The 21,249-nt window shown below is 56.7% G+C and carries 23 protein-coding genes; 15 read left to right on the top strand and 8 right to left on the bottom strand.

The genetic code is table 11. The features are described from left to right. The first annotated feature begins 181 nt into the window (after positions 1-181). From AAIH70_RS21600 to AAIH70_RS21590, 3 genes are read left to right on the top strand one after another with little or no spacing between them, the layout of a single operon-like run. Positions 182-1,066, top strand: a complete 885-nt coding sequence (locus AAIH70_RS21600) for an N-formylglutamate amidohydrolase (protein ID WP_132277894.1) — start codon at positions 182-184, stop codon at positions 1,064-1,066. Next, positions 1,063-2,952, top strand: a complete 1,890-nt coding sequence (locus AAIH70_RS21595) for a flavohemoglobin expression-modulating QEGLA motif protein (RefSeq protein ID WP_430035539.1) — start codon at positions 1,063-1,065, stop codon at positions 2,950-2,952. Before AAIH70_RS21600 ends, AAIH70_RS21595 begins: the two co-directional genes overlap by 4 nt. Next, a complete protein-coding gene (locus AAIH70_RS21590) occupies positions 2,952-3,998 on the top strand; it encodes a glutathione synthase (protein ID WP_132277890.1) in 1,047 nt (348 codons plus the stop codon). The genes AAIH70_RS21595 and AAIH70_RS21590 overlap by 1 nt, the downstream gene beginning before the upstream one ends. 421 nt (positions 3,999-4,419) lie before the next feature. Here the strand turns inward: AAIH70_RS21590 and AAIH70_RS21585 are convergent, their stop codons facing one another. Beyond that, complete coding sequence (locus AAIH70_RS21585) at positions 4,420-4,872, bottom strand: PRC-barrel domain-containing protein (protein ID WP_132277888.1); 453 nt, start codon at positions 4,870-4,872, stop codon at positions 4,420-4,422. 128 nt (positions 4,873-5,000) lie between these two features. Continuing rightward, positions 5,001-5,249, bottom strand: a complete 249-nt coding sequence (locus AAIH70_RS21580) for a DUF982 domain-containing protein (RefSeq protein ID WP_207908289.1) — start codon at positions 5,247-5,249, stop codon at positions 5,001-5,003. Here AAIH70_RS21580 and AAIH70_RS21575 point away from each other — a divergent pair. The 3 genes from AAIH70_RS21575 to AAIH70_RS21565 all read left to right on the top strand — a co-directional run bounded on the left by AAIH70_RS21575 (position 5,240) and on the right by AAIH70_RS21565 (position 7,533). Beyond that, a complete protein-coding gene (locus tag AAIH70_RS21575) occupies positions 5,240-5,506 on the top strand; it encodes a hypothetical protein (RefSeq protein WP_430035536.1) in 267 nt (88 codons plus the stop codon). The genes AAIH70_RS21580 and AAIH70_RS21575 overlap by 10 nt on opposite strands. Before the next feature lie 111 nt (positions 5,507-5,617). Next, positions 5,618-6,652 (top strand): 3'-5' exonuclease, encoded by a 1,035-nt coding sequence (locus tag AAIH70_RS21570; RefSeq protein WP_430035534.1) that lies wholly within the window; start codon positions 5,618-5,620, stop codon positions 6,650-6,652. A 362-nt stretch (positions 6,653-7,014) separates the two neighbouring features. Continuing rightward, positions 7,015-7,533 (top strand): 2'-5' RNA ligase family protein, encoded by a 519-nt coding sequence (locus AAIH70_RS21565; protein WP_132277880.1) that lies wholly within the window; start codon positions 7,015-7,017, stop codon positions 7,531-7,533. A 238-nt stretch (positions 7,534-7,771) separates the two neighbouring features. On the opposite strand, the gene AAIH70_RS21560 is transcribed toward AAIH70_RS21565, so the two are convergent. Then, positions 7,772-8,962 carry a GAF domain-containing sensor histidine kinase gene (locus tag AAIH70_RS21560; RefSeq protein WP_430035532.1) on the bottom strand — a complete coding sequence of 397 codons (1,191 nt, stop codon included), beginning with the start codon at positions 8,960-8,962 and terminating at the stop codon, positions 7,772-7,774. A gap of 203 nt (positions 8,963-9,165) precedes the next feature. Between AAIH70_RS21560 and AAIH70_RS21555 the strand changes: the two genes are divergently transcribed. Then, positions 9,166-9,540 (top strand): ArsR/SmtB family transcription factor, encoded by a 375-nt coding sequence (locus AAIH70_RS21555; RefSeq protein ID WP_430035530.1) that lies wholly within the window; start codon positions 9,166-9,168, stop codon positions 9,538-9,540. Between the two features lie 33 nt (positions 9,541-9,573). After that, positions 9,574-9,840 (top strand): DUF982 domain-containing protein, encoded by a 267-nt coding sequence (locus tag AAIH70_RS21550; protein WP_132277876.1) that lies wholly within the window; start codon positions 9,574-9,576, stop codon positions 9,838-9,840. Positions 9,841-10,376: 536 nt separating this feature from the next. On the opposite strand, the gene AAIH70_RS21545 is transcribed toward AAIH70_RS21550, so the two are convergent. Further along, positions 10,377-10,883 (bottom strand): hypothetical protein, encoded by a 507-nt coding sequence (locus tag AAIH70_RS21545; protein ID WP_430035528.1) that lies wholly within the window; start codon positions 10,881-10,883, stop codon positions 10,377-10,379. 118 nt (positions 10,884-11,001) lie between these two features. Here AAIH70_RS21545 and AAIH70_RS21540 point away from each other — a divergent pair, with 118 nt between their 5' ends. Next, positions 11,002-12,927 (top strand): BTAD domain-containing putative transcriptional regulator, encoded by a 1,926-nt coding sequence (locus AAIH70_RS21540; protein WP_430035526.1) that lies wholly within the window; start codon positions 11,002-11,004, stop codon positions 12,925-12,927. 90 nt (positions 12,928-13,017) lie between these two features. Here the strand turns inward: AAIH70_RS21540 and AAIH70_RS21535 are convergent, their stop codons facing one another. Then, the gene (locus tag AAIH70_RS21535) at positions 13,018-13,383 is read right to left on the bottom strand and encodes a hypothetical protein (protein ID WP_430035524.1); all 366 of its coding nucleotides are present in this window, start codon (positions 13,381-13,383) and stop codon (positions 13,018-13,020) included. Here AAIH70_RS21535 and AAIH70_RS21530 point away from each other — a divergent pair. The 6 genes from AAIH70_RS21530 to AAIH70_RS21505 all read left to right on the top strand — a co-directional run bounded on the left by AAIH70_RS21530 (position 13,366) and on the right by AAIH70_RS21505 (position 18,504). Continuing rightward, a complete protein-coding gene (locus AAIH70_RS21530; RefSeq protein ID WP_430035522.1) occupies positions 13,366-14,586 on the top strand; it encodes a YcaO-like family protein in 1,221 nt (406 codons plus the stop codon). The two genes, AAIH70_RS21535 and AAIH70_RS21530, sit on opposite strands and share 18 nt — an antisense overlap. 3 nt (positions 14,587-14,589) lie before the next feature. Next, the gene (locus AAIH70_RS21525) at positions 14,590-15,321 is read left to right on the top strand and encodes a TfuA-like protein (protein ID WP_430035520.1); all 732 of its coding nucleotides are present in this window, start codon (positions 14,590-14,592) and stop codon (positions 15,319-15,321) included. Further along, positions 15,318-16,436 carry a hypothetical protein gene (locus tag AAIH70_RS21520; protein ID WP_430035518.1) on the top strand — a complete coding sequence of 373 codons (1,119 nt, stop codon included), beginning with the start codon at positions 15,318-15,320 and terminating at the stop codon, positions 16,434-16,436. Before AAIH70_RS21525 ends, AAIH70_RS21520 begins: the two co-directional genes overlap by 4 nt. 55 nt (positions 16,437-16,491) lie before the next feature. Then, complete coding sequence (locus AAIH70_RS21515; protein WP_430035515.1) at positions 16,492-16,929, top strand: helix-turn-helix domain-containing protein; 438 nt, start codon at positions 16,492-16,494, stop codon at positions 16,927-16,929. 78 nt (positions 16,930-17,007) lie between these two features. Beyond that, entirely contained in the window at positions 17,008-17,226 is a 219-nt protein-coding gene (locus tag AAIH70_RS21510) for a hypothetical protein (protein WP_430035512.1), read from the top strand. Positions 17,227-18,144: 918 nt separating this feature from the next. Next, positions 18,145-18,504 (top strand): hypothetical protein, encoded by a 360-nt coding sequence (locus tag AAIH70_RS21505; protein ID WP_430035691.1) that lies wholly within the window; start codon positions 18,145-18,147, stop codon positions 18,502-18,504. Between the two features lie 360 nt (positions 18,505-18,864). Here AAIH70_RS21505 and AAIH70_RS21500 read toward each other — a convergent pair whose 3' ends face one another. From AAIH70_RS21500 to AAIH70_RS21490, 3 genes are all read right to left on the bottom strand, one after another. Beyond that, on the bottom strand, positions 18,865-19,494 hold the full coding sequence (locus tag AAIH70_RS21500) for a hypothetical protein (RefSeq protein WP_430035510.1): 630 nt from the start codon (positions 19,492-19,494) through the stop codon (positions 18,865-18,867). A 112-nt stretch (positions 19,495-19,606) separates the two neighbouring features. Then, positions 19,607-20,383, bottom strand: a complete 777-nt coding sequence (locus AAIH70_RS21495; RefSeq protein ID WP_430035508.1) for a molybdopterin-binding protein — start codon at positions 20,381-20,383, stop codon at positions 19,607-19,609. Beyond that, complete coding sequence (locus tag AAIH70_RS21490) at positions 20,380-21,234, bottom strand: cytochrome b/b6 domain-containing protein (RefSeq protein WP_430035505.1); 855 nt, start codon at positions 21,232-21,234, stop codon at positions 20,380-20,382. The genes AAIH70_RS21495 and AAIH70_RS21490 overlap by 4 nt, the downstream gene beginning before the upstream one ends. Positions 21,235-21,249: the final 15 nt, after the last annotated feature.

The raw sequence follows: 21,249 nt of genomic DNA, 5'->3' as shown, positions 1-21,249 counted from the left end.
TGCCCGTGGCCGCATCGAGAACATGGCTTTCGCTGCTGTTATCCGCAGCCGCCAACGACATTGCAACTCACGACATCGCCACCGCCTGTTGGCGAACGAACCGGTTAAATATGGAAAAACCGAGCGTCATTCGTAACAAAGAGAGCCCCCGTGCGTTGTCAGCCACACGGGAGAAATATGCATGACAGACGCCGCCGGATCGAAACACGCAGCCGAATGTTCCCCGGAGACCGGACCGGGGCAACGGGCTCTTGCACTTCGAGACCCACTTCTACACGAAACGCGCGCCCTTTGGAGCATCGAGCGAGGCTCATCACCTGTTATTGCCACAGCCATTCACGAAGGGCATTGCGTCCGCACCGATCTGGCAGATCAGTATGCGCTGACCTCTGACGAAAGACTGCGAGAAGAGGATCCATATACCGCCTATATGATCCGCGACGTGGACAACCGCATCGTCTTTCATCGTTCCCGGTTCGAAGTGGATCTCAACCGTGACCGCAAGGGTGCGATCTACCTGTCCCCCGAACAGGCGTGGGGGCTGAAGGTCTGGTCAGGGATTCTGCCACCTGCAATCCTGGACGCATCGTTGCGAATCCACGATGCGTACTATGAGACGCTTCACACGACGCTCCGGAGCCTTGAGCAAGAGTTTGGCCGCTTCGTCCTCCTGGACATACACAGCTACAATCATCGTCGTGATGGTCCAGACGCGGCACCGACGCAACAGGCGTCCGCTCCTGACGTCAATATCGGCACCTTCTCCATGGATCAGGAGCGCTGGCGGCCAATCGTCGATGCACTGATCGCTCATCTTAGCTCGTTTCAGGTCAACGGCCGTCCGCTTGATGTGAGAGAAAATGTAGCGTTCCAGGGCAAGGGTGAACAGACGCGGTTCGTACACGAGCATTTCAAGAAAACTGGTTGTGCCATTGCGGTCGAGTTCAAGAAATTTTTCATGGATGAGTGGACAGGCAAACCCGATGTCGAAACTCTCGACCGACTTCGTAACGCAATCGCGACTGCTGTCCCCATTCTCGAAAAAACGCTGGAAGCGCGGTCATGAGCGGTGCTCCGGTCGCAAACGCCTATGCCGATAACGGATGGCTGGACGAGATCATTTCCTGCCTTGAAGAGGCCAAATCGGTCCGGCGAGACCTGCCGGGGGGCGGTCGACTTCATATCGACCGACCGCTACCATTCATCTGCGTCCACATTGCCGAGGACGGCGCTGAGCCGGTTGCGCGTGACATCGCCCAGGCAAACGCATCCTATCTGATTGCGCCCCATGCTGCCGCGGCTCTTGTGGTGATTGATGCCGTTGCCGGCGCCATGCGCGAACGCTTTGGTTCATTTGTGGTTTTCGATATCGGCGAGCTGACGCAGGATCGCTTCCTGACCAAAGACGCGCCCTTCCTGCCACCGTTCGAAATCGCAATCTGGTCGAGCGATGATATGGTGCAGGCCGCAGAATGCTTTTCCGCAGCGATCAGCCACAGTGAGGCCCGGTTTCGGACACCGAAGGTTGAACGCGTGAGAACGCCTCCATCCCGTGACGACGTAGCACTGGGCCGCGTATTACATCTCTCCACGATGGCCGTCCGGTTTGCACCCGTTTACCGACAAGTTGGCACGCAGGACATTTTCCCGGAGCTGCGCGAACAGCTTGTCGCAATGCTTTTTGATGCCGGCCTGAGGGCGATGGCATCCTTCGTGGAATCGGAAAAAATTCTCCAACCCAAGACCCACAGGGCGTTAGGCCGGAAAGCCTTTGTCGATGCCGTCACGCGCGTCGATCGAAGCATCGACGAGGTCGCCTCGGCATTTGATTTCCTGCTTGCCGTCACGCCGATCAACGCAGAAGCTGCGTACGAGACATTCAAGGCGAGTGGTGAGCGCCCCGCCTTTCTCTATCGCCCGCTGACACTCCAGATCGAAGCCGCGAAACGGAAGCTTTATTCGATTTCCTTCGATCATCTCGAAGACCCCGTTCTTTACCAGCTCTATCGCGAGAAGCAGCAGGAACTCGACCTGCAACTGTCCCTTCTGGCCTCCCGCCAGAAGCCGCGGTTCATCGAATTTGGGCGGGCGCTCTACGGGCCGGTAGAGCCATCGCTTCTCAACGAAGCCAGGATCATCCTTGCGCATCTCGCCGATATCGAAGTTGATGGCGGCGATGACGGAAGCAAGGATGGCGCGATCGCCGATAGTGGTTACGTCGAATCCAGAGCGCTGGAGATGGTCTCTGCCTATCAAGAGCAACTCAACGACTTCGATGTTTCCGTCGAACTGCGCGATGACCTGCCCTCAGGCCTGATGGTTTCGGGAAACAGGCTCCTGATCTCGCGTGCAACCCTGATGGACAAGCGACGAGTCGATCCTTTGCTGTCGCATGAGGTTGGCGTTCACCTGCTCACCTATTTTAACGGATCCGCGCAGGGCCTGCGGCTTTTTCGCACCGGACTTGCTGGTTACGAGGGCATGCAAGAGGGACTGGCGGTCTTCGCAGAATACTTATCGGGAGGCATGACACCTGCTCGCTTGAGACTGATCGCCGCGCGTGTCGTCGGGTGCGCTTCCATGCTGGACGGCGCGACATTTTCGCAGACCTATTCGACAATGAAGGACAAGTACGGATTTTCATCACCCGCCGCCTTCAACCTCGTGCTGAGGCTTTATCGGGGCGGTGGCCTTGCCAAGGACGCGATCTACCTCCGCGGGCTGCTCGCCTTGCTCGACCACCTAAGGGCCGGCGGCGCGCTGGAACCCTTCTGGATGGGCAAGATCGCCGCATCGCACTTCACCGTCATGCAAGAACTGGCCGAACGCGGGCTGCTGCGACTGCCAGCGGTTCGCCCGCTTTTTCTCGAAACAGAACACGGACGCTCCCGGCTGGCTGTGGCCAAGGCGGGTATGCGCCCAATCGACATGATACAGGAACTGGAGACGTGATGCGCATCGCTTTTTTCGTGAATTCGATTACCGATGAGGCCGGATTCTTCACCACGACTGCGCTGGCATTGTCTGCCCTCGCCCGTGGTCATGAGGTCTGCTACCTAACCCCCGGCGATTTTATCCTGCGCCCGGATGACAGCCTGATGGTTCGAGCCACGGCGGTCAAAGGTGCGAAGGCTAAAAATGCAGATGCGTTCATTGCCGCGCTCCAAAGCGATCAGGCAAAGGTCGAGACGATCCCGGTGGAAGAGATCGACGTGTTATTCCTGCGCAACGATCCCTCGCAGGATGCCGATGAGCGCCCTTGGGCAGCCCATGCCGGCATCCTGTTCGGCCGGCTCGCAGCCGATCGGGGTGTCCTGACCGTCAATGATCCCGATGGTCTCGCCCGCGCGCAAAACAAACTTTATTTTCAGGATTTCCCGGAAAAGGTCCGGCCGAAAACCCTGATCTCCAAAAGCATCGAGGAGATCAGGGCATTCATCGACGAGCAGAAACAGGGCGCCATTCTGAAACCTCTTCAGGGTTCTGGGGGTAAGAACGTCTTCAAGATCGCTTCAAGCAAGGAAGCCAATCTGAACCAGATTTTCGAGGCCGTCAGCGGCGAGGGATATCTGATTGCTCAGGGCTACCTTCCGGATGCGACGGCAGGTGACATAAGGCTGTTTCTGATGAACGGGCGCCCTCTGCAACGAGACGGCGCCTACGCTGCCCTGCGTCGCGTTCCGGCAAAGGGTGAGGTTCGTTCAAACATGCACGTAGCGGGCACCGCAGCTCCGGCCGAAATCACTCCCAAAATTCTCGAGGTTGCGGAAACGGTCCGCCCCAAGCTGATTGGCGACGGCATGTTCCTGGTCGGGCTGGACATTGTTGGCGACAAGATCCTCGAGATCAACGTGTTCACTCCGGGCGGACTGCCGGATATTGCCGAACTGCACGGCGTGGATCTTTCCGTCGACGTCATCATCGCGCTCGAACAGAAAGTCGAGATGCGCAGGAACTACGCTGGAAAGATCGACAACAGGGCGCTGGCGACGTTGTGAATGAGGTCTGCCGCGACCAATAACGAGAGTTCGTCGCGGCAAACAATCCTCCCCTGATGCTATAACCTTATCGCTTGCCTCTCTTTCAAGACTGCAAAGCCAAAACTGCAAAGCGGCCGCGTCTCACGCTCCGTTTTCGACACCAACATCGCCCAGTCGCGGTGGTTCGCAGCGTACCAATCAGACATGAAGGAGATGGTGAACGCAGCGATTTTTCTGATTTCTCGCTGCGGGCAGCGAAATGCCAGGCGGGCACCTTTACTTGTCCGCGGCGACCAAACACCAAGAAAACCGCCACGACCGCCGCCGATGGTATTTCCTCAAAGGATAAGGGCCGCGACGATCTCTCGCCCGGCCCTTTCGCATGTCTCAGCCCGCCCCAGTCCATCCGTGGTAGCCGGCAAAGACAAGGTTGATGATCTTACTTCTTCATCTTGTCGTAATCGAACTTCGGTGCGGCCGACAGATCTTCCTTGTTCGTGTCGACATAGGCCTTCCAAGTGCCGTTATCGTCGGCGATTGCCAGAGAGGCCGGATCGATCACAACGTAGCTGCTGCCCAACCCGAGGAAGCCACCGACGCTGGCGATGATGCCAATGACCGACTTGCCATTGCCGACAACAACGTCAGAAATCTCGCCGATCTCTTCGTTGGCCTTGTTATAGATGTTGATACCGACGAGCTTTGACGTCACAAGATCGGTATCTTTGATCTCGACATACTTGAGCGGCATGGCGGCTGCCTTGCCCATCGTAATACCCGGGCCGACAATCGTCGCGTCGGCGCCAGATGCTGCCGAGGCCGCAGGCTGCTGCGCGTATGCAGAGGCACCCATGACGGCGAAAGTCAGTGCTGCGGCGATAATCGTTTTCATGCGTGTTTCCTCGTATGCCATTGTAATCACGAATTTTCGTGGCGGTTGAAAACGAACGCGTCCCACTTTGGTTCCTTGAAAAAATGCAAAGAGAATTGACTGGGTCGCCTGTTCGCAACGCCAATTTTTCAGCAGGCCAGAAGCACCTCGCCGCGGTGTTCGTCGCACGTCTCAGCAACAACAGCTTCAAAAATTTCGCGTGCCTCGTCAGGGGAGGCACGACCGTTCACGGCATCGTTCATCATCGAGCATGCCAGCCGATAGTGAAGGTCGGCGCGTTCCGACAAGGTGGTTTTGAGAAATACCAGTGCTTCAAGAGGACCAAAAAACAGGAGCCCATTCGCGCTGACGGGCTTATCCCATAAAATTGCAGACATTCGGATTACGTTTCCTTGAGGATGATGGCCGTCTAGAACGAACAGGCAGGAAATGCGTTCCAGAAAAAAGCCTCGCCGAAGCGGTGTTTGACGAACATGGTTTACCAAGTCTGACGGCCTTCCGATCGTCGATGCCCTTTGGCGATCTGATCCTTCTGGTAATCGTGAAGGTGCCCGATTTTTCCGTCTGGCTGGTCGCGTTTGCCATCAATGTCCTCAAGGCCGTCATCAGTGAGCTTGCTCCACTGTTCCCTTGACTTTGAACTCGGCCAGCCCGTGACCTGCTTCCAGTTGCGTTCGACGCGGTCCACAAAACATCAGGCTTTGGATTTATTCCGCCACCTTTTACCGCCCCGATGTCGATCGCAATGGCGCATGAACCGGTCAATCCGACCCTTCTCCGCTCCGAACTTCTCCATGACATTGACGGCTTGCGGCATACTCAGCGCGTGTCTTTCCTGCAGCTTTTCGAGCGTGTACCGGGCGATAGGACGCGTGAGGTTCATCGGTTTGTCTTTTATCTGAAGCGCCAATGCGACAGCTTCTCAGAAGTTCCTGAAACTGCTTCCCGTGTGCGCGCAGTCAATTTTAAAAGGGAACCTGTGCTGCCTCATCCCGATTACGATCGGGCAAACAGCGGGAGAGCAGCAACCATGTCGGCAAGCCGTATTCGTGTCATAGATCTCGAGACAGCCGGAAATAGACCAGAGAACGTCTGCGAGATCGGCTGGCAGGACGTCATCCGCATCGACGACGGTGGATGGGTGGTCGGCGACGAGCGAGGGGCACGTTTCGTCAATCCCGGTCGTGCGATATCTGCCGAAACGATGGCGATCCATCACATCCGCGACGAAGATGTCCGCAACGCCCCCTATTGGAAACAGGTGGCGCCCACCATCTTGAAGCCGGAAGGCGGCGTTCAGGCGCTGGCCGCACACCGAGCCGCGTTTGAGCAGAGATACTGCAATCCGCGGCTGGCCGGTGGGGCTTCCTGGATATGCACCTGGAAATGTGCGCTGCGGGTCTGGCCCGATCTGCCCCGTTTCTCCAACCAGATGCTTCGCTATCAGCGCAAGCCGGAAGGGCTGATCCACGATATCGGCCTTCCCGCTCACCGCGCCATGCCGGACGCCTATGTTACCGCCCATCACCTGCGGGACATGTTGAACGCTGCATCCATTGAAGAGCTTCTGAATTGGAGCAATGAACCCGGCCTTCTTCCGCGCGTTCCGTCGGGGCCGGATCAAGGCAAGAGCTGGGCTCAGCTCAGTCTGGCCGCCCTTCAGGAATTTCGTGGCGACAGAGATATCGATATTCGCTTCAGCGCCCAAGGTGAGTTGTCGAAACGCGGTTATGTCAAGGAGAACGGGACCAATGAACCCGCGCAGGACTCGTTGCTGTGATGACGAAAGCTGCTGACAGATACCCTGACACGCCCGACAGCACATATTTTGTCGTGCGCGGCCGCCTTTGGCGCAAAAGCAATCCCGCTCTGGACGAACAAACCAGACAGCGACTGGTAAAAGACTTGACGTCTGCAATGCGGGATGTGCGAGCCGCGAAGGGGAACCATGCCGCGCAGACAGACGCGCGCCGACGAGTGGATGACGCCAAGTTAGCGCTCGGCGAGCGTTGCCCTGTCTGGTGAAACGACGGCGAGCCTGACTTCAACCGACATCTCGTCAAAAACTCACCTTACGCCATGTGGTTTGCGTTGCTTCCCAAATAGGGCAGTCTGCGCTCATCTTCTGACCGAGGATTGCAATTGAAGACACGTCAACCGCTCATTCTCACGGCCCGGATCGCAAAGAAGGACCTTGAACCTTTCGAACGCCTGCGGAAAACGCATTTTCCACCAGACCGAAATTTCCTCCATGCTCATCTGACGATGTTTCATCGGTTGCCGGGTGAATACCGCGCGCGGATTGAAGAGCAGCTTCATCTCAACGCCCAAGCCACAGAGGTGATCGCCGCCGATGTCAGCGGTTTGAGGCATCTCGGTGCGGGTGTAGCCTTTTCCATTACAAGCCCGGCCCTGCTCGAAATTCGTGCAGAATTGAAGGCCGGATTTCTCTCTTGGCTCGGCCCTCAGGACATGCAGCCATGGCGGCCGCATATAACGGTTCAAAACAAGTCCTCTAAGGCAGAGGCAGACGAACTGTACCGGACTTTGGACCAAAAACACCAACCTCACCTGATCAACATCACCGGACTTGATCTGTGGGAGTATCTTGGCGGGCCATGGCGACATACGGCCAATTCGCCATTCAGCACCTCGGCCTGATGGTCACCGGCATCGGAGTTCTCAAAAGTACGTTGCGGGTGTTCGTTACGTGAATAGCGGCTGGTGCCGAGTATTCTGCAACTCTCCGCACCAGAGATTTTCAAGGTCTCGGCTTTACCCAACTGCGGCGGGCGGATTGCCGATCGCGCCCAATGCCGAATTTATATAACGCACCACGATCTCGTTCGCGCGCAGTCTGGCAAGTTCAAGCGCTGCAAGACAATGCTTTCTCAAAGGATTACTGGTAGCAAAGGCTCTTGCATCGGGGATCGGGTTGCCGCCATTGTTGACGCAGATCTCGATATGTCCGTTTGCCGCTCCAGCCGATATGCGGACCGGCTGCGTCACGACGCCGTGCGTGAATGCGTTCGCACGACTGAGCCAGCCGGAGACGATCGACTTGAACCGTCACCGGCAGCGTGACGCCGACTGAGACCTTGCGGTCGGGATGGGCCAGCTTCAGCTCTTCCACGACATTGTTCAATGTCGTCATAAGATCGTCTTCTGCGAGCTCAAGAGCGATGCGACCTCCCATGCGCGCCCAAGCGAGATCCATGACGTTGTCGACGAGGCCGGCCATCCGGGAGATACTGGACTTCATTAATTTCAGAACGAGTGGGCTGCGGGCTGTCCACCCTTCCTTCAGCAGGCGCGAGGTGCCGGCATCGACGGCGGCGATCGGATAGCGCAGATCATGGCCGAGCACGGAGATGATCTGCTCGCGCAGCTCCGACAGGTCCTTCTCCTTGTCCAGGAAGTCCCGCGTTGCCGGCAATTGAGCATCGGCGTAAAGATGATGGGCGATGAGTTCGGCGAAGAGCTTGAACGAACCGATCGTCTGCGGATTATTCACCCTGGCTGGTTGAGGATCAATCGCGCAGAGTGTCCCGAAGAACTCGCCGTTGGGAAGAATGATCGGAATGGAGATGTAGCTGGGCAGACCATAGATACGTGGCGTGTGATGGTCGCGGTAGAGTGGCTCCTCGGCCGCGTCGTCGAACACGATGGGCTGGCGATGTCCGCGGATCTCGTCGCATAGCGTACTTTGAACCGCAAGCTCGTCGCCGGCCTTAGGTCCGAACCCGACATGGTCGAGTGAATGGCAGGTGATCCAGCGATCGTCAGTCACTCGAGACACGGCAGCGAAGCCCATACCCGTCATACGAAGGACGACATCGAGAATGGTGGGGACGGCCGCAATGCCGGCGATGTGGGCGATATCCTGCGCAAAGTGGAGCCGCGAGCCGTCTGTGAGGCTCGGCAAAGCGTCGCCTCCAGCAACGTGAGACGAAACAGGTGCGGCATCCACCGCAACTATCACTTTGAATCGCTGAGCGTTCGACGAGAGTCGGCTACTCAGCCCATCACCGAACTTCTCGAAGATACGAGCACCGGCTTCCCACGCTGGTCCAAAAACTGAGGCTTTCATCGACACTGCGAAGTGGGACGTCCAAGCCTGACGAGAAGCCTAAAACACTTTTGTTGCATATGCTCACGATAGGTGAGACTGTGCACGCCTTGCCGCCCCGCTGCGGCCATCCTTGGGAACAGCGGTTCCCGATCGCGCTTTCGTATATCCCGCAGACGTGCCTGTCCCATGATGGGGAGGATGTTGTGCGCCCGGAGCTACCAATGCCGACAACCATACACTCGGAGACCTTCCTGGCGAAGGCGGCCGAACTGCTGTCCGCCATGGCCAACCACAAGCGGATGCTGATACTCAATATCCTGAGCAAGGAGGAGGTTTCAGTCGGCTCGCTTGCCGTCATGACGGAGCTCAGCCAATTGGCCCTTTCGCAACACCTCGGGAAGCTCAAGGGTGCGAGCCTGATACAGACCAGGCGGGACGCACAAACAATCTTCTACAGATGCGACTCGGTAGCGGTCATACAAGTGCTTGCGACACTTTCGTGCATCTTCGGAAAAACTCAAAAAACATCCGAAATTGTCGGCACCGCGGACCGAAAACTTCCATCGGTCATCACTTCATCGTTGCTCCCTGCATGACCTCCCATCAGTCTAGAAACCTATGAGGACGCGATGGGCTTAGTCGCAGTCGACTTCACAGTGCGTTGGAAGTCCCCGGTCTATGTCGGCGACGGCCCGCTTTTGACCAAGACAATCTCGGGTCCGGCGGACGCCCTGCGGCACATGAAAAACCTGAGCCATAGGTCCGGTCCGATATATTGGCGCGCTTTCGATTTCTGTCAGCACGCCCTCACCAACGGTGTTCATCCGGAAATCTCCCGGTCTCATTTCATAGCCGCCTGCGCGGATGCAGATGCGAGACGGCTAGAGGAAGACTGATCGACGTCGTTGAGCAGGACGTCAGGATTACCCCAAAGAGCACATGGTTTGTAACGCGAAATTGAGACCTCGCATCTTGGCAGCTTCCTGGGTTGGTCCGCTCTTGACAGGATTCGAACCTGCGGCCCGCTATGTCGGACCTGCGATAGCAACAGCCTATGAAACCTTTGGAGCCTCGAGCTCCGACAAATTGAAACACGATCCGATAGCTTTCCATAAGGTTGCTTGGGAATGCGATATCCAATCATCACGTCACGCCTTCTTACGAAAACGTCGCCTCCCACCGTGGCGTGACGCTGGTGTGACGCACTCCATTTCATTGGCAATGGACAACCCGTCTCCTGTCGGTTTGATCCCAACCGTTGCGTGACCCCTTAACGCAACGGTTGGCCTTCAATGTCTGAAAGAGTTCCAGCCAGATGCGCCTGCGATTGTTTTTCGTCACTGCCCTGCTTGTTACGTCTCTCTGGTTGGTAGGGGGCAGTTCTCTCATTGTAATCTTCTCGCTCTAATATTAGTGGCGCTCCGCGCAGCGCTCACGAGCCCGGCCCGAGAATGCGTCGATCAAGAACGTTTTTTTCCACGGGCAGAGAACCCTGGCTTCGATAACATTCGGCTTGGCTGCAATATGTGAAGCGCCAACTATTTTTGCCATCGTGGGTCGAAAGGACATGATAGCCTTCGACCACCTCGTCGAGAATTTCGATTTCGTAACCCCATATCCATCCGCCATAACGCGTCCCTTGGCTGCAACGCAGGACAATTTCGAAAAAATAGCCGCCTTCGGCCTCGCGCATGCGAAAAATAAGGTCAAGATTATCCTCATCCGCCTCATCGGGATTTCGTGCAGTCAAATGGACGGGGGTCACTCGCGCAGAGGTCAAGGCACCAATGGGGTAATATGGCCTACCTTTAAAAGACATGAACTCCGTGACGACATATCCGACATCATCGGCGCGCTGATACGGCTCCATCATTGACGAGAACGCCAAATACGGGCGTGTGAAAGAAAGAGGCGATTTCATCTCATCAGTCATCATCATTGCATGTCACTAATGCACCCCTGACAGGCGCAGCTCGGAAGATTTTCGCAAAGGTTGCGTCACAGCAGTGTCAAACGGGAGTTATGATCACTTTCATTTTTGCACGGTTCGTAGTTAGATGCTGTTGGTGGGTGACAAAGTGACAGCTTCAGATAATCCTAAAGGCTTGCGTTTCTTCGGCGTGCCGCATTTTGCGGATCACGAAACGTTTTTCCCGTTGAAGGGATATGTGCTGATCGCCGCGCTCCTCCTTGCGCCCGGGAAAAGTCTGGGACGCCAGGTCGCTGCCTGTCTTTTGTGGGAGAATGCCGACCAGAAGCGCGCGCTTGCCAACCTGCGCCAGCTGTTGTTGCGACTCCAGCAATTTTCAGGTGAGGCCGCGCTCGTTATTGCATCCGGTGCCAGCCTTTCCGCCGGCCCATTGGCCTTCCGTTCCGATCTCGCCCGTTTTCTCGAGGCTATCCCGGAAAGAAATGTAGAGACCCGCCTGCAAGCAGTCCTTGAGTTTCGTGGCGATTTGCTCATGGGCTGCGAAGGCGAGGAGCAACTGCATCTTTGGTTGTTATCCGAACGCGCCCGCCTCAAGGACGTGTTCTTTTCATCGATGGCAAGTTTACTCGATGACATGACCCGGTTTGGTGGTCAGAGATACGGCGAGATCTCTGTGGTGGCGGATTGCGCTTTTGCCGTAGACCCTGAGCGCGAGGAAACATATCGGGTCGTCATGTTGGCCTATTCCCGACAGGGTGATTTGCCCGGCTTCGAGCGCATCTCAGAAAAATTAACCCGGATGCTGCGCCATGAAGCCCGATCGCCCGAGCCGGCAACGCTGGCGTTGAAACGCCGTATCCATGCTGATTTTGCCGAATATGCCCCTGATCCGGTCGCAAAAGCGCGTGTCGAAAAAGCGCGGGTTGCTTTCGCCATGCCGTGTGGTTCCGACAGGGCACCCGCACCGGACCTTGTCCAGTCGTTCGTCGAGGACGTCGCCTACAGTCTCGTACGCTACCGTACTTTCACTGTTCTGGCGCCACAGAGCACCTACGCCGTCACATCATCAGGTGGAAAGAAGCCATTGTCCACGCTGCGGCCGGACTATGTGGTCAGGACGACCATATTCGGTGACATGCGGGCATCCGTCTCGCTCATTTCCGAACAGTCTGACGAGATCGTATGGTCGCTGGAACTTTCGCTTGATCAGTTCGACATGCCGGCCGCGTTCCGGATGCTATCCCGGCAAGTGGCGGCAGGCCTTGCCGAAAATCTGGAGCAAAGGCAACTGGCATCGTCCAGAAAGGATGATCCATCTGCCTATTTCCATCTACTGTCTGGCCAGCAACTCCTGCGGGGGAAATGTGACCTGCCGATCTTGCGACGAGCCCGCTCGGAGTTTCGCAAGGCGATGGAACTCGATCATGGCATGGCCGTTGCCAGAGGGCGGATTGCCCAGACGCTGCAACTTGAGTGGCTAATGCTTGGGGGCACCGATCCCCACCTGCTTTACCGGGCAAAGGCCGAGGCCGAAGCATCCGTTGCGATCGATCCAGCCTCCGGCATCGGACATTGGATGGGGGCGGTCATCGCGCTCCATCAACGTGACTTCGATGCCTCGGCAGAGCAGTTTCTCGAAGCAGAAGCACTGGCTCCGAATTCTGCAGACCTGCTTTTACAGCATGCGGATGCACTGGCGCATTTTGGCCAAAACGATCCCGCGTGGGAGCGCTTCAAACGCGCACTCGATCTCAATCCGTTTGCACCGGATATCTACTGGTGGGCAGGCGCGAGCATCGCACTGAAACGCGAGGACTACACGACTGCCTTGGAGCTGTGCAGCCGAATGGAAAATGACGAACCTGCGCTTCGCGTTCTGACAGTCAGCCATGCCTTGAACGGCGATCTCGTGACCGCGCGGCAATATGGAAGACGTCTGAAGGAAAATCATCCCGGGATGACAGCCCGTCAGATCAGTCTGTTATCTCCGGATCGCAATCCGGAGGTAAATGAGAAGTTGTTACATGCTTATCAACTGGCCGGTATCAAATAGAGAGGCAACATGTCTAAATCCCAATTCTACGTTATCGGAAAAAGAGGCAATGGCGTTTTGTTTATCAGAACGTCGCCACTTCGCGTCGCGTCAGTTTCCCACGAGGTCATCACCGAATATGAAGCCAGTCATCCGGGCATCGACGGTTATGCTCGCGTTGCCGCCGCAGCCAAAGGAATGCTGATCGGTCAGGATGGTAAACCCGAAACCAATCTCGATCAGGTACAGGCTCAGGGTATCGAGACCATAATTGCTGCAGGCGCTGTGGTGTCGGATGCGGACTTCGCGTTGGTCGGTGATGTTGTCGACGAAGGCTGGGACTTCATCCGCGTCGTGCAACTGCCTATCGAAAGCGCTCTCAAAGCTGTAGGACCATCGGGGGGGTCCTGCCGGCCAGCTTTTTGAAGCAATTCTATCCGACACACCAAACGTCGCTCCATGAAAAATGAAGGCCATGTACTCGCCGAGGTCAACCGGCCAGCACATGGCCAAACCCAAGTCCCGCACACGATGATCGACAATCCGCTTCTCTTGAAAGCTTTCGGCATCACGCGTGTTGGCGACATCACTGACCTCGATGTCATCGGCATGCCAGTCTGGTTCGCAACTCGACCCAATTCCCGTGGCCTTTCCGTATCGCAGGGCAAGGGAATGACGGCCGAGCGAGCAAAGCTCTCGGCTGTCATGGAAGCGATCGAAGGCGCCGTGGCGGAAGACACGCAACGGCATGTGAGTGATTACGGGTCTCTTTTCGAGATGCGTGCCCGTGGCTACGACGTGCTTCCGCTTGAGGCCATATCGCGCGTGATACTTGAAAAGTTCGACCCGGCGCGAGAGCGTGCCTGGGTAAAGGGACATTCTGCCCGTGACGATACAGTGGTGGTGGCGCCGTTCGAACTCGTTGGGCTTGATTTTCGATTTGATTTCCCTTGGGATCGGGACGCGTTCGTAATGAGCTCACAAGGATTGGCTGCCGGTTTCGACTTTGATCAGGCAGTGCTTCACGCGATGCTCGAACTGATCGAAAACGAAGCCTGTACGATCGTGGAAGCGTTTTCGACCCGTATGACAGCGACGCGCACTGTGTTCTTTCCAAAAGGGCAGTCTGCGGATCTCGACAGGTTGGTTGATCGACTTGATGCACTTGGACTGACGCCGACATTTTTCAACCTTACCGGAAGCACAGGCGTCCCTGTCATTCTGGCAAGCCTGCCTCGCTCGCTCATGACAGACAATGGTCCAGGCAAACGGTCGGCGGCGGGCATAGCATGTCGCTTGAGCGGCGCCGAAGCTGCCTGCAGTGCGCTTCAAGAGGCCATACAGGCGCGCCTGACCCATATTAGCGGCGCCCGCGACGATCTTTTCAATGAACGCTACGAGGCAGACCAAGATGTTCGCGGCAACAGGTGGGGCGGCGGCTCCGCCATTCAATGGCAGCACTCGCTCGTACTTCCAGATGACGTTAGCAAAGTCCCTGTATGGCGAAGGCTCGCTGATCACTTGTTTTCCTGTGGCGTCAACAATCTCTACCTCTTCCGCCTTGAAACGAGCTATCCCGACATTGTCGTCGTCAGGGTGCTTGGCAGCGGCATGGCGACGGCAACTGCATCGCAGACGGCGTTGAGCCGCGCGGCGCTTGCCAGCTTTCTTGGGACATGAATTTTGAGCACGATCGTTTTCGCCGGGCCATCGATCCATCAGACGGAACTCGCGGCTTATGCCAATATTACCTTTTGCCCCCCGGCTGCATCGGGAGACATTCTAGCTGCAATTAATGTCGGTGCTCGAACAATCGGTCTCATCGATGGCGTGTTCGGTGATTGCGCCGCAGTGTGGCACAAGGAATTGCTTTTTGCGTTGTCCAAGGGTGTCGCCGTCTATGGCGCTGCGAGCATGGGAGCACTTCGGGCAGCCGAATGCGATTGCTTCGGCATGAAGGGTGTCGGTCAGATCTATGAACAATATCGTGACGGATCACGAATTTCCGACGCCGACGTCGCCGTCCTCCATGGCCCACCCGATATGGATTTCCGGCCTGTGACAATCGCACTTGTCGATGCCGAGGAAACCATCCGGGCATTGCAATCTCGTATCGGGGACGAGCAGGCCCATAGTCTGCTCAACGCCGCACGCCGGACTCACTTTTCACGGCGTACGTGGCGCTCGATCGTTACAGCAGCACAGCTTGGCCAGGAGCTGACCTCACTTTTGTCGCACAATGCAATTTCGGTGAAGCGACTGGACGCCCAAATGCTGCTTGATGCCGTCAACAATCACCGACACGATGCGGGTGCAAGGCCCGCCTGGAGATTTCAGAATACGCTTTTCTTTCAGGAAATGATCGCACGTAACGCTGAGCAAGCGGCACGATTCGCTGCCCCCCCCATACGATGAGCCTGGTCCCCGATTGCGGAGGTCTCGTCGAGCAGCTGGCAATAGCCATTCCGGCAGCCTTGCTGCGATCGCCGGCCGCAACCGATCCGTGTCAGCCGCTCATACCGATTGGCAAACTGATAGAAGCATTTCCCACGGACGTTCGAATTGTCGTGATGGTCGACGATGCGTGCGCGACGGAAGCACAGGCGTGGCTCGACCGACTGGACCTGAATGCCCAGATCCAACTGAGCCCGCTCAACCCGTCGGCCAATGCCATAACCAGCCCATGGATCCAGGATGGCTTCCATGTTAAAGCGCCGGACCCGACAGTAGGCCGCAATCAACGGTATCTTGCTGTCTCGGGCGATGGACCGGCGCGCCATCTGGCGCGATTAACCGCCGCAGAGGTTGTGGCAATGGGTTTTCATCTTGATGGTGGAAATCAACTTGTCGGCTCGGATTTTCGGCTCATAGGTTACTCTGAGATTGAAAGGATCGATGCTGTTCGAAGGCTGGACCACCGCCCGGTATCGTTATTTGGATATCGTGTCGACGACCTAGGCGCCACCGCACAGCCAGCTGGCAGGATCGCGTTGTCTCGTTCAGCAGCTACCTGCCCGTCGCCCATGCACCAGTTTGGATATCATATAGATCAGTTCGTAACGCTCACCGGTCTTTACAAAAACGGGAGACCTTTGCTAGTCGTAGGCCAGCCTGTACCAAGCGATACACCGTCGCCCATTGTCTCGACTGCGAGCAGATGCCTCGATGCATCGGCAATCTTCCTCGAAGAGCAAGGCTTTGCGATTTTGCGCAATCCAGTCGCCTTTGCGATCACGCCTGACACGAACAAAAGGCAACCCCGGCTCTACAACAATGCCATTGTCGAAAATGACATTCGAGTCGGACAGGAGCGGCCGATCGTCTGGCTTCCGCAATTTTCGGATTTCGACGCATTGGGCGATATCGATGAGGCGAATGTCAACCTTTGGGAAAGCCTCGGATTTAGGATCGAACGGGTGTTTGGGTGGACGCACCTTGCGAGCCGTTGCGGAGCCCTGCGATGTATTTCGAAGGTGCTGCTCCGCAAGCCATCCCGGGAGCTGGACACGAAAAATACCCACATTGCTTAACCGCGCCCCCTACCATAATATTGAGCACCATGGGGCGTAACGCTTGGGGGCAGGCATGCAGGCAAAAAGTCTCAATACAATTGATGTTCATGTCGGATCCCAGATCCGTCTACGCAGGAAGTCGATGCACCTCACCCAGGCAGGTCTCGCGTCTCAGATTGGCATCACATTCCAACAGCTGCAGAAGTACGAAAAAGGCGTAAATCGGGTCGGCGCTTCGCGACTGGTTGCAATTGCGACGGCTCTCGATGTGAACGTTGCCTCGTTTTTCGAGGGCTATACCGATCCGACATCCGCTGCACTGGTTGACACCGAACATCTGGCTTTGCGCCAGTTCATAATTTCTTCCGACGGATTTGCCCTCAATCAGGCGTTTTTCAGAATCGCCAGCCTTCCAACACGTCAGCGTATTCTCGCATTGGTGAAGTGCCTCGCCGATCCCACCATCGAAAATCCTTCGGATGATGATCTTCTAGTCTCTGACCAAGACTGATTTTCATTTGACGGTGCTGTGACGCGCATTGTGGTTAGTTTGATCGCAGTTGACACCGACACGTTACAGGAGCGAACTATGATCAATAAACTCGCAGTCTCGGAAGAAGGCGCCGACGACATGCTGGCATTGGGCCGCATCGTATCGTACGCGCGTCAACAAGCGGATGTGATGGGTCTCAAGTTTTCCACATACTGTCTCGATATCGCCTTGCGCTCGATCGTTCAGGAGCTTGCGATTGCCGGCGTGTGCCCGGCCGCAAATGAAAATCTCGTCTCTGCCAGGGAGCAGATCTGACGTTTTCAAATCATCCTGCAATGCCAAACAGCTGCACTCGGCACTTGGTGCCAAACGGCAAGGTACTGCCTTGTCACCACAAACGATGATGCCAAAGATGAACGAGGACAACGTCTTTTGCGACACTAAATCAACTCACCTCTCCGATTGGCTGTGCCCCTTTCCCGTTGGGCATTTGGGGAACATCATTGGAATTCGTTCGCATCACACGGCTAGGCATTACCGTATCTCTATCGTTCGCTCTCGCGAACTGCACAACGACACCGGCACAATTGGCAGCCAATCCAAAGCAGGTGCCAAAGGTCAATTTATGCAGAACATACCTACAATCGCCTGACCCGATGTTTCAGCAGCAATTGCTGACAGAATTGGCTCAAAGGGGAGTTTCACCTTTCGAGTGCCATGAGATGGTGCAGAAGCAGGACCAAGCTGCTGCCGCCCTTGTGGCGGTGGCGCTGGTTGGTACGGCAGTTGCCGCCTGCGCCAATGGCTGCGCATCTAGCAACACGTATTATCGACCACCGCCGACCTATACCGGAAACTGCTTAAATCCTTGGGACCTGGATGCCCATGGATATCCTTGTGGCAATCGCGCCGCATCCGTTCGACCTGGCGGATATGGTGGAGGGTATTCTCTGGCTACGCCCGCCGCATTTCCGGCAGCTCCAGCGATCAGCCGGCCAGCCCCGTCGATCTCGACTTACCGGACCTACATCAGAGGTCCGCGAGGTGGCTGCTATTACATTAATGGCAATGGCAATAAGACCTATGTCGATAGAAGCATGTGCTAACCAAACCCACCATTATACCTGGAAGGAATGGGGATCGACGCTCTACGAAATTGACAGGATAAGTCGAAATACGCTCATTGTATCCATGGACGCGGGGGCGTCTAATTTAGACAGGGGCAAAACATTTATGCAGAAGAAATTTGTCATGCTGGCGCTCGCGCTGGCCGTTACCGGCTGCGCCAAGAGGCCAGATGCAATCGTGCCAGTCGATATCCCAATGCAGGCATATACCAATGGTTCGTGCGATACATTGGCTCAGGAGATGATCAAGGAGCGTGAAGCGCTAGCAGCCGTTTCGAAACAGCAAAACGACGCTGCGACCGGTGATGCCTTTGGTGTTTTCCTGACCGGCGTCCCCATGTCCAGCACTTTTGGCGGCGACAAAGAGGGCCATGTTGCTGTATCGAAGGGCAAGATCAACGCGATTGAAGCCGCAATGCGTAGCAAGGGTTGTCACGTGCCGCCTGCGCCGACGAAGAAAAAGTAGAAACGCTAAAAGCCCTTTGGACCTGAATCGTCAAATATCCACGGATTCCTGGGGTTCAAGGTGCTTGGATCACGTCGATGAAAGACTTCATTACCTGGGCGGTGCTGCTGGTATGTGCCGGACTGACGATTGCCAGCATTACACTCCACGTGGTGGAGTTTCAAATGAAACGCGAAAGCCCCTCGTCCTACTAGGCGCGAGGGGCAACGCGTCATTTTATCCATTGACCTGAGACCCATCTTCCCTCCAGTTTTTGTGGATCAGAGCACAAGCCCCGACTAGCCCCAAAAAGTGGGCAATCGGAGAAACAGGCGCGGCACCTGCTTGAGCTGCCGCGCTGTATTTGCAGAGTTTCGATGATCACATCGGCGGGACGACACCGTTGGTGCCGACCACGACGCGGCCGCTCGAAATCGACCCGTCGGCGGCCTTTTCCGATGGTATGAAGACGGTGGCACCCGGTTTGATGTCGGAAACGGTGGCGGCAGCGAACGTGACGACCGGCGTGCCTTCAGGGATGGCGATCTTCTTTTCCTTACCCTTGTAAGTGACCGTGACCGTATGGCCCTCGACGGATTTGACCGCATCAGCCACGGTTGCATTTGTCATCGAACTATTGGGTTTGAGGTCCCAGGCGTAACTACCCTCGCCAGTGCCTTTCATCGCTGCCGGGAAGATCAGCACCTCCAGCGCACCATCACCACCACTCTCCGTTGGCAGCGATGCGATGCCGACGAAATCGCCCGGTTTGATGTCGTCGATCGATGCCTTGGCGACGCTTGATACCTGCCAGCCATCCTTCAGCATGATCTTGGCATCGGTGCCTTCACGCGTCTTGACGGCCAGCGTCGTGCCGTCGAGACTTTCGACTGTTCCGCGGACGCGCAGCGTATCGGCGGCCTGCGCGGTCAACCCGGCCGACATCGCCAGCATTGTACCTGCGATGATCGAGGTCCCCGTTGTAAGAATGATCTTGGAAATGGATCGCATATCGTTTTCCTTTAGAGAGCCCTATTGTCTCAAACCACCGGTGGACGCGGGTTAAATCCGCCGGTTTCAGGAGCAGCCGGAATGATCTGCCCCAGGAACTGGATTGTCGCATTCAGATGCCGGCGTACCATTCGTAGCCGCGGTCTTCCCAGAAGCCGCCATTACCGCCGTAGATGCCGGACAGATCGGCTACCGCCTCGATGCGCATCAGATATTTTGCCTGCTTGTATCCAAGCTGCCGCTCGACCCGCAGCCGCAAAGGCGCGCCGTGTGGCACTTCCAGATCGTGTCCGTTCATCGAGTGGGCGAGGATTGTCTGAGGGTGAAATGCATCGACCAGATCAATGCTCTCGTAATACCAGCCGCTGCCGTCGAGGCTCTTTTCGTATTCGTCGGCGCAGTGAAAGACGATGTAGCGCGCCTCAGGCTTGAGGCCAACCATCTGCAGCACGGCGCCGAGCGGCACGCCGCTCCACTGGCCGACTGCGCTCCAGCCTTCGACACAGTCATGCCGGGTGATCTGGGTGCGCGCTGGCATCGCCTTCAACGCCGCCAGCGACAGCTTTGTCGGCCGCTCGACGAGACCGCCTATGTCCAGCTGCCACTGTGAAAACTTCTGGGCAAGCAGCGCCTGATATTGCGCGCCATCCGGCATGCTGGTGCCGTTGGCCCGGAATGTCGGCGAGATGTCTGCGAGAGTGAATTCGCGCGCCAGCGTATTGTCACCGATCAGCAGGCGCTGCGAGCGCATGGTCAACCCCTCCGCCATCCGCAGGGCTTGCTGCACGCTGGGGTTCTCAACGAGTGCATCGCAGCCACTGAGGCCGAGGGCGGAAGCCGTCAAGGTCGAGCCGATCAGGAACCGGCGGCGGGTGATCAGACGGCTCATTGTTTTGGCTCCATGGGAGTCTCGACCCGGATGGCGTAACGACCGGTGATCATCGAACGCATGTTGTTGAAAAAGCCGGAGGCCAGAACCATGGCGACGTGAACGACAACGAACAAAATCAGGGCGGTCGCGGTAATGAAGTGCAATGTGCGCGCCGACTGCCGCCCGCCGAAGAGGTCCAGAAGCCAGGGCGCGGCGGCATTGAACCCGGGAGACATGGTGAGGCCTGTGGCAATCATCAGCGGCAGCAGGATGAATATTACCAACAGATAAGTCAGTTTCTGCAGGGCATTGTAGTGGCGCGCCGCTTCGCCTTTGGGAAACCGCAACCGCGCGTGCTCGGCAATTTCGTGCCCGAGATGGGCAGGCATCAACTCATGTCTGGTGGGCAAAAGATCCCGACGGAAGTGACGCGCAAAAATTCCGTAGGCGAGATAGATCAGGCCGTTGATGACAAAAGGCCAGGCGAAGAAGAAATGCCAGCGGCGGCCGGCGGCAAGGTCCTGATAACTCGGCAATGTCGCCCAGGCAGGAAATCCACGTGCGGTCGGTTCACCATCGACATTTGAAACGCCGAGCACGCCGGTCGTATTGAAGGTCATGCTTCCGATCCGCGTGACGCCTTTGACCGCATCGCCATCCTCGACCGCTTCCATCGCGATGATGGAAGGATCGTTGTCGGCGCCGTACTGCCCCCAGTAGAGGCTCGGATGGGCATTGAATATCTGCAGACCACTGATGAGCAGCACCGTTATGCACAGCACATTCAACCAGTGCGACAAACGCACGGGGAGGTTATGGCGGCGGATAAGCATGCGCCTTGTGGCCGCGGGCTTTGAAGAGGCGTCCATGGATTTCTTCTCACG

This window comes from Neorhizobium sp. BT27B, from assembly GCF_050455485.1.
Lineage (GTDB): Bacteria > Pseudomonadota > Alphaproteobacteria > Rhizobiales > Rhizobiaceae > Neorhizobium.
Note: the sequence above shows the minus strand (reverse complement) of the source record. Positions and strands in the feature narration are given on the sequence as shown.